Genomic DNA, 7,668 nt, shown 5'->3' with positions numbered 1-7,668 from the left:
AGTGGGGGGGGTGGGTGTACAAGAGGGAGGGCCGCAACAGGTAACCCCGATCAACCTGCCAACGCCACCTTCAACCACTCCAGAAACCGCCGTGCCTGCGGGTCATCCTGGCTGTCGCGATGCACCAGGCAACTCCACGCCGGCCCACGCACGCGCTGGGCAGACAACGCCTGCAACTGCCCCTGCGCCACCAACCGCTGCGCCAGCAGCTGGCTGACCAGGGCAATCCCCAACCCCTCGCCCGCCGCCTCCAGCAGCAACCCCGGGTCGGAAAAATTCAGCCCCTTGCCCTGCTGCCCGACATCCTCGCCGCCTTCGACCTGCCAGTGGCTCCAGTCCATTTCCCGCTCGCCATGCAAGGTGGTGCGCCCCTGCGCGGCCAGGTCCGGGTGGCAGGCCGGGTACAGCAGGTCCTGGTGCAGCACACTGAAGCTGCATTCAGCCTGGGCCCCGATGTCATCGCGGATCGCCAGGTCGATGGTCTCGCTGGCCATGTCCGGCACCTCGAAGCTGGTGAACAGCCACAGGTCCACTTCTGGATAGCGCTGGTGAAAGTCCGCCAGGCGCGGCAGCAGCCAGTGCCGGGCGAACGCCGGGGTGGTGTTGACCACCAGCTGGTTGGGCTTGCGGTACTGGTCCAGCCGGCGGATGCCCACCGCCAGTTGCTGCAGCAAGGTCTGGGTGGTGCTGAGCAGATCATGCCCGGCATCGGTAAGGCTGACGCTGCGCCCGGTGCGGTGGAACAGTGGTTGCTCCAGGTAGCTTTCCAGGCTGCGAATCTGCTGGCTGATCGCCGACTGGGTGAGGTTCAGGGCCTCGGCGGCCTTGTGGAAACTGCCCAGGCGGGCAGCGGCTTCGAAACCGCGCAGGGCATTGAGCGGGGGCCAGTGTTTGAGCATGCTGATAAGCCTGACTGATCAGAAATACGCTAAATCTATCGTTTGTCGCCCCAACTTCCCAGCCATAACATTGGCACCAACACCCGCGACGGCGGGCTTCGTTGATAACAATCCCTAATAGATCGGAGTTCACTATGACCCTGTCCCACGACAGCGGCTGGCGCATGCCTGCCGAATGGGCCCGCCACGCCGCCACCTGGATGATCTGGCCGCACAACCAACCGCTATGGGAATCGGGCTGGGGCGTGACCCTGGCCGACGTGCAGCGCGACTACGCCCGGGTGGCCGCCGCCATCGCCCGCTTCGAGCCGGTGAAAATGGTGGTGGACCCGTCCGCCATGGCCACCGCCCGCGAGCTGTGCGGCGCCGGCATCGAGCTGATCGAACTGGCCGTCGACGACAGCTGGTGCCGCGACAGCGGGCCAAGCTTCCTGCTGCACCCGCAGCAAGGCGTGGCCGGCCTGAGCTGGCGCTTCAACGCCTGGGGCAACAAGTCCGAACACGGCAAGGACCGCAGCCTGGCCCGGCGCATCCTCGACCAGCTCGGCCTGGAAGGCTTCAGCACCCCGCTGTGCAACGAAGGCGGCGCCATCCATGTGGACGGTGAAGGCACCCTGATCACCACCGAATCGGTGCTGCTCAACCCCAATCGCAACCCAGGCCTGAGCAAGGCCGAATTCGAGGATTGCTTCGCCCGCCTGCTGGGCATCCGCAAGACCATCTGGCTGCCGGGCGACCCGCAGTACGTGACCGGTGACATGACCGACGGCCATGTCGACGGCGTGTGCGCCTTCGCCCGCCCCGGCGTGCTGCTGGTGGATGCCACCCATGACAAGGATTCGGTGTACGCCGAGGTGGTCCGCGAGAACCGCCGTGCGCTGGAGCTGGCCAGCGACGCCCAGGGCCGTAAGTTCGAGCTGCTCGACCTGTACGAGGCCACCGCGGCCGTGGACACCGACGCCGAGGTGTTCTGCGCCTCCTACACCAACTTCTACCTGGCCAATGGCGCGGTGATCATGCCGGCCTACGGCATCGACGCCGACCAGGCCGCCGCCAATCAGCTCGCCCACGCCTTCCCCGGCCGCGAAGTGGTGCCGGTGCGCATCGACCATATCGCCCACGGCGGCGGCGGCATCCACTGCATCACCCAGCAGCAGCCGGCCTGGCCGCTGCAAGGAGCACGCCCATGAGCACCCTGCGCATCGCCACCACCCAGATGGCCTGCAGCTGGGATGTGCCCGGCAACCTCGACCGTGCCGAGCAACTGGTGCGCCAGGCCGCCGCCGATGGCGCCCAGGTGATCCTGTTGCAGGAGCTGTTCGCCACGCCGTACTTCTGCATCGAGCAGTGCCACAGCCACCAGGCCCTGGCCGAGGACTACCACGACAGCCCGCTGCTGCGCCGCTTCGCCGCCCTGGCCAAGGAGCTGGGCGTGGTGCTGCCGCTGAGCTGGTACGAGCGCGCCGGCAACGCCTTCTTCAACTCGCTGACCGTGGCCGACGCCGACGGCACGCTGCTGGGGGTGTACCGCAAGAGCCATATCCCCAACGCCATCGGTTACCAGGAGAAGGAGTACTTCAGCCCCGGCGACACCGGCTTCAAGGTCTGGGACACCGCCTTCGGCCGCCTGGGCATCGGCATCTGCTGGGACCAGTGGTTCCCCGAGACCGCCCGCTGCCTGGCGCTGATGGGCGCCGAAGTGCTGCTGTTCCCCACTGCCATCGGCTCCGAGCCAGGCGCCGCCGGGCTCGATTCGCGCGATCATTGGCAAATCGCCATGCGCGGCCACGCCGCCGCCAACCTGCTGCCGGTGGTGGCCGCCAACCGGGTCGGCGAGGAAGTGGCAAAAAGTGACAGCAGCCTGTCGATGCGCTTCTACGGCTCGTCGTTCATCTGCGACCACAAGGGCGCCCTGCTCGCCGAAGCCGACCGCGCCAGCAGTGGCGTGTGGCTACACGACCTGGACCTGGCGCAGATGCGCGAGGACCGCCTGAGCTGGGGCGTGTACCGCGACCGCCGCCCCGACCTGTACGCGCCGTTGATGACCCTCGACGGCCGCACACCACACACCGAGAGGGCCTGACCATGCCACGCCGTCCATCACAACTGCTGGCCATCGCCGCGCTGCTGGCCTGCGCCGGTATCGCCCAGGCCGAGCAGGACGCCTTGCGCCTGTACAACTGGGCCGACTATTTCGCCGAAGACACGCTCAAGCGCTTCACCGCCGAAACCGGTATCCCGGTGATCTACGACGTCATGGACGGCAGCGAGGTGCTGGAGGCCAAGCTGATGTCCGGGCGCAGCGGCTACGACCTGGTGTTCCCCGGCGACACCGTGGCCGAGCGGCTGATGCGCGCCGGCAGCCTGCAGAAGCTGGACCGCAGCCAGCTGACCGCGCTGGACGACATCGACCCCAGCCTGCGCAAGCTGCACGACCAGTACCCCAAGGCCAGCCAGGCCACCGTGCCCTACACCTGGGGCACCATCGGCCTGACCATGGATGCGAAGAAGATCCGCGAGCGCATGCCCGACGCCCCGCTGAACAGCCTCGACCTGCTGTTCAAGCCGGAGCTGGCGGCCAAGTTCGCCGACTGCGGCATCTCGATGATCGACTCGCCCGACGAAGTGCTGGCCGTGGTGCTGCACTACCTGGGCCGCGAACCGCGCAGCGCCAAACGCGAAGACCTGGCCGCCGCCAGCGAACTGCTCAAGGGCATCCGCCCCTATGTGAAGAAGCTGCAGTCGCAACCGGTGACCGAGCTGGTCAACCAGAACATCTGCCTGTCACTGGGCTACAGCGGCGACGTGATCCAGGCCCAGCGCACCGCCGAAGCCGCCGGCAAGGCCATCGACTTCCAGTACCGCGTGCCCCGCGAAGGCACCACGGTGTGGATGGACACCATGGCCATCCCTGCCGACGCCAAACACCCCGAGTACGCCTATCGTTTCATCAACTTCGTCATGCGCCCGGAAAACATGGCCGCGATCAGCAGCACCACCGGCTACCCCACCTCCAGCGCCAAGGCGCGCCCACTGGTGGACGCCCGGCTGCGCGACAACCCCGATATCTATCTGGACGAAGCCGCCTACGCCCGGCTGATCCCCGGCAAGGACATCCCCCAGGCCGACATGCGTGCGCGCATGCGTGTCTGGACCCGTTTCAAGACTGCACAGGACTGACCCCATGCCCACTCGCCGCACCTTCCTTCAACAGCTCAGCGTGGTCGCAGGCGTCAGCGCCGCCGCCAGCTTCGGCCTGCCCCTGGGCAGCGCCCGCGCCGCCGAGGCCGGCCGCTGGTTCATGCCCGACGAGGGTGAAAAACAGCAGTGCGCCTACATCGCCTTCGGCGCCCAGGACGCCATCTGGGAAGACTTCACCGAAGACGTGCAGGCCGCGCTGGGCCGTATCGCCCGGGCCATCGCCGCCTACCAGCCGGTGACGGTGTTCTGCCGCGCCAGCGAGCGCGATATCGCCGAGCAAGAGTGCGGCAGCCACAACATCACCTATGTCGAAACCGAGCTGGACGACATCTGGATGCGCGACATCGGCGCCAACCTGGTGCTGGACGACGATGGCGCGCTGGGCGCGGTGGACTTCAACTTCAACGGTTGGGGCGGCAAGCAGCAGCACCGCTACGACGCCAAGCTGGCGGCGCGCGTGGCCAAGCTGGCCGGCGCCCAGTACCAGCGCAGCGAGCTGGTGGGCGAAGGCGGCGGCATCGAGGTGGACGGCCACGGCACCGGGATCATGACCGAGAGCAGCTGGATCAACCGCAACCGCAACCCCGACTGGAGCAAAGCCGAGGTCGAAGAGGAGCTGAAGGCGCGCCTGGGGCTGCGCAAGATCATCTGGCTGCCGGGCATCAAGGGCAAGGACATCACCGATGCCCACGTGGACTTCTATGCGCGCTTCGCGGCGCCCGGCGTGGTGGTGGCGAACCTGGACAACGACCCGGATTCCTACGACAACGCGGTGACCCGCAAACACCTGGAGATTCTGCAGAACGCCACCGACGCCGATGGGCGCAAGTTGCAGGTGCACACGATGTCGCCGCCGTTGAAACCGCGCAGCAACAAGTTCAGCAAGGGCAACCCGGACTTTGCCGCGGGGTACATCAACTACTTCGTGATCAATGGCGCGGTGATTGCGCCGCAGTTTGGTGATCGCAGTGCCGATGAGAAGGCCCGGGCGTTGCTGGTGCAGTTGTATCCGGGGCGCACGGTGGTGCAGCTGGATATCGATGCGATTGCGGCGGGAGGGGGTGGGATTCACTGCGTGACCAACCAGTGCCCGGCGGTGTAGATGCAACCTTAGGGGCTGCTTTGCAGCCCAATCGCCGGCAAGCCGGCTCCCACATGCCCGAGTGATTCCCTGTGGGAGCCGGCTTGCCGGCGATTGGGCCGCAAAGCGGCCCCTCTTTCACGACTCGTCGGAAGACCGTCGCCGCCCGGTCACCATCGACAACGGCAGGTTCTCCCGCAAGCGCACACTCTCCACCAGCGCCGCCAGCAGGTGCACGCCCACCAGCGCCAGCACCGCGTCGGCCAGCCAACTGTGCAGCGTCTCCAGCCATTCGGCGCCCCACAGGGCATCCACCTCCAGCATCATCCAGCCGGTCACGCCCAGGCTGGCGATGCCGGTCATCATCAGCACCATCACCAGCGCGCCTATCGGCGTATGCCCCATGCGATGAAAGCGCTCGCCGCGCCAAAGCGCCAGCGCATGCGCCTTCAACCGCGCCCGCGTGGGCCAGAAGTCCTTCCAGCGCGCACTGCGCGGCCCGACAAACCCCCAGCCAATGCGCAACACCAGGCAGGCACCGGCGTAGTAGCCCAGCCACTGGTGCCAGTCGTCACCGGCCTCGTTGAAGAAGTAATCGGCAAAGAACACCAGCGCCAGGGACCAGTGGCACAACCTCAGCAACGGGTCCCACAGGCGCACGCTGGCGATCACTCATGCACCTCGCTCTTGACCGCCTTGCCGGTGACCGGGTCGTGGTAGATCTCGACCTTGCGCCCGTCCTTGTCGAAGCCGTAGATCTCGTAGCAGTTGCCCTTGGTGATCTGGAATTTGTTGATCTTGTAGCCCTGCTCCTTGAGCTGGGCCTGGAACTTGTCGGCATCCTGCCAGGTGCTGCGGTCGGCCGTGGTGCATTCGGTCTTGGCAAAGGTGTTGGCGCTGGCGAGCAGCAGGGTGATGGCAATCACTGAGTAGCGCATGGCAAAAGGCTCCGCTCTGGTGGTTGGTAAACGCTCCCCCCGAAGCTGACGCCAAGCTTAGTTGCGGCGCCGCGCAGGCGTGGCCCGCCGCCGTTTATTCATTTGAATTTCGGATCAATGGCAAAGAAAAACAAACTTCCCAAATCAGCACCCGGCAGGGATGCTGTGGCGATCATGAGCGTACCCCGGAGAACAACAATGAACGAAGTCGTCATCGTCGCCGCCACCCGCACTGCCATCGGCAGTTTCCAGGGGGCGCTGGCCAACCTGTCCGCCGTCGAACTGGGCGCTGCGGTGATCCGCCAGTTGTTGGCCCAGACCCAGCTGGACCCGGCCCAGGTCGACGAAGTGATCCTCGGCCAGGTGCTCACCGCCGGCGCCGGGCAGAACCCCGCCCGCCAGGCCGCGGTCAAGGCTGGCCTGCCCTATGAAGTGCCGGCACTGACCCTGAACAAAGTCTGCGGCTCGGGCCTCAAGGCCCTGCACCTGGCCGCCCAGGCCATCCGCTGCGGCGACGCTGAAGTCGTTATCGCCGGCGGCCAGGAGAACATGAGCCTGGCGCCCTACGTGCTGCCCTCGGCCCGCACCGGCCAACGCATGGGCCATGGCCAGTTGGTCGACAGCATGATCAGCGACGGCCTGTGGGATGCCTTCAACGACTACCACATGGGCATCACCGCCGAGAACCTGGTGGACAAGTACGGCCTCACCCGCGAGCAGCAGGACGCCTTCGCCGCCGAGTCGCAGCGCAAGGCCGTGGCCGCCATCGAGGCCGGGCGCTTCAAGGATGAGATCACCCCGATCCAGATCCCGCAGAAAAAAGGCGAGCCGCTGGTGTTCGACACCGACGAGCAACCCCGCGCCGGCACTACCGCCGAGTCCCTCGGCAAGCTGCGCGCCGCGTTCAAGAAAGACGGCAGTGTCACCGCCGGCAACGCCTCCAGCCTCAACGACGGCGCCGCCGCGGTGCTGCTGATGAGCGCCAGCAAAGCCAAGGCCCTGGGCCTGCCGGTGCTGGCCAAGATTGCCGCCTACGCCAGTGCCGGCGTGGACCCGGCGATCATGGGCATCGGCCCGGTGTCGGCCACCCAGCGTTGCCTGGCCAAGGCCGGCTGGCAGCTGGGCGAGCTGGACCTGATCGAGGCCAACGAAGCCTTTGCCGCCCAGGCGCTGGCGGTGGGCAAGCAGCTGGAGTGGGATGCGACCAAGGTCAACGTCAACGGCGGCGCCATTGCCCTGGGCCACCCGATTGGTGCGTCGGGCTGCCGGGTGCTGGTGACCTTGCTGCATGAAATGATCAAGCGCGATGCCAAGAAAGGCCTGGCCACCCTGTGTATCGGTGGTGGGCAGGGTGTGGCGTTGGCGATCGAGCGGTAAGCCCGAGGGCCTCATCGCCGGCAAGCCGGCTCCCACAGGTACCACGTTGACCGTGAAAGTCGCGCAATCACTGTGGGAGCTGGCTTGCCAGCGATGAGGCCGGCACAGGAGGAACCTTCCTCCAGACCGCATAATCTCAAGCTATGCGCCACCCCTGTGCCGCCGCAGTTCG

Annotated in this window: 8 protein-coding genes; 5 read left to right on the top strand and 3 right to left on the bottom strand. The window is 66.6% G+C overall.

The features are described 5' to 3' along the window. Positions 1-50: 50 nt before the first annotated feature. Positions 51-899: a LysR substrate-binding domain-containing protein gene (locus ACQ4N9_RS19840; protein ID WP_347150999.1), complete on the bottom strand. Its 849-nt coding sequence runs from the start codon at positions 897-899 to the stop codon at positions 51-53. A 134-nt stretch (positions 900-1,033) separates the two neighbouring features. Here ACQ4N9_RS19840 and ACQ4N9_RS19835 point away from each other — a divergent pair, with 134 nt between their 5' ends. The 4 genes from ACQ4N9_RS19835 to ACQ4N9_RS19820 are packed head-to-tail and all read left to right on the top strand — an operon-like array spanning position 1,034 to position 5,202. Continuing rightward, the gene (locus ACQ4N9_RS19835) at positions 1,034-2,089 is read left to right on the top strand and encodes an agmatine deiminase family protein (protein WP_390966928.1); all 1,056 of its coding nucleotides are present in this window, start codon (positions 1,034-1,036) and stop codon (positions 2,087-2,089) included. Then, the gene (aguB, locus tag ACQ4N9_RS19830; protein ID WP_258644834.1) at positions 2,086-2,982 is read left to right on the top strand and encodes an N-carbamoylputrescine amidase; all 897 of its coding nucleotides are present in this window, start codon (positions 2,086-2,088) and stop codon (positions 2,980-2,982) included. Before ACQ4N9_RS19835 ends, aguB begins: the two co-directional genes overlap by 4 nt. Positions 2,983-2,984: 2 nt before the next feature. Beyond that, the gene (locus ACQ4N9_RS19825; protein WP_390966926.1) at positions 2,985-4,079 is read left to right on the top strand and encodes an extracellular solute-binding protein; all 1,095 of its coding nucleotides are present in this window, start codon (positions 2,985-2,987) and stop codon (positions 4,077-4,079) included. A 4-nt stretch (positions 4,080-4,083) separates the two neighbouring features. Continuing rightward, positions 4,084-5,202, top strand: a complete 1,119-nt coding sequence (locus ACQ4N9_RS19820; protein ID WP_390966924.1) for an agmatine deiminase family protein — start codon at positions 4,084-4,086, stop codon at positions 5,200-5,202. A gap of 117 nt (positions 5,203-5,319) precedes the next feature. Here the strand turns inward: ACQ4N9_RS19820 and ACQ4N9_RS19815 are convergent, their stop codons facing one another. Beyond that, positions 5,320-5,853 carry a cytochrome b/b6 domain-containing protein gene (locus tag ACQ4N9_RS19815; protein WP_390966922.1) on the bottom strand — a complete coding sequence of 178 codons (534 nt, stop codon included), beginning with the start codon at positions 5,851-5,853 and terminating at the stop codon, positions 5,320-5,322. Continuing rightward, positions 5,850-6,119, bottom strand: a complete 270-nt coding sequence (locus ACQ4N9_RS19810) for a PepSY domain-containing protein (protein WP_125462616.1) — start codon at positions 6,117-6,119, stop codon at positions 5,850-5,852. The genes ACQ4N9_RS19815 and ACQ4N9_RS19810 overlap by 4 nt, the downstream gene beginning before the upstream one ends. A gap of 198 nt (positions 6,120-6,317) precedes the next feature. Here ACQ4N9_RS19810 and ACQ4N9_RS19805 point away from each other — a divergent pair, with 198 nt between their 5' ends. Further along, positions 6,318-7,496 carry an acetyl-CoA C-acetyltransferase gene (locus ACQ4N9_RS19805; protein WP_390966920.1) on the top strand — a complete coding sequence of 393 codons (1,179 nt, stop codon included), beginning with the start codon at positions 6,318-6,320 and terminating at the stop codon, positions 7,494-7,496. Positions 7,497-7,668: the final 172 nt, after the last annotated feature.

Origin of the sequence: Pseudomonas sp. ES1 (genome assembly GCF_050586605.1) — a bacterium.
GTDB lineage: Bacteria > Pseudomonadota > Gammaproteobacteria > Pseudomonadales > Pseudomonadaceae > Aquipseudomonas > Aquipseudomonas sichuanensis.
This window is presented reverse-complemented; position numbering and strand designations above follow the sequence as displayed.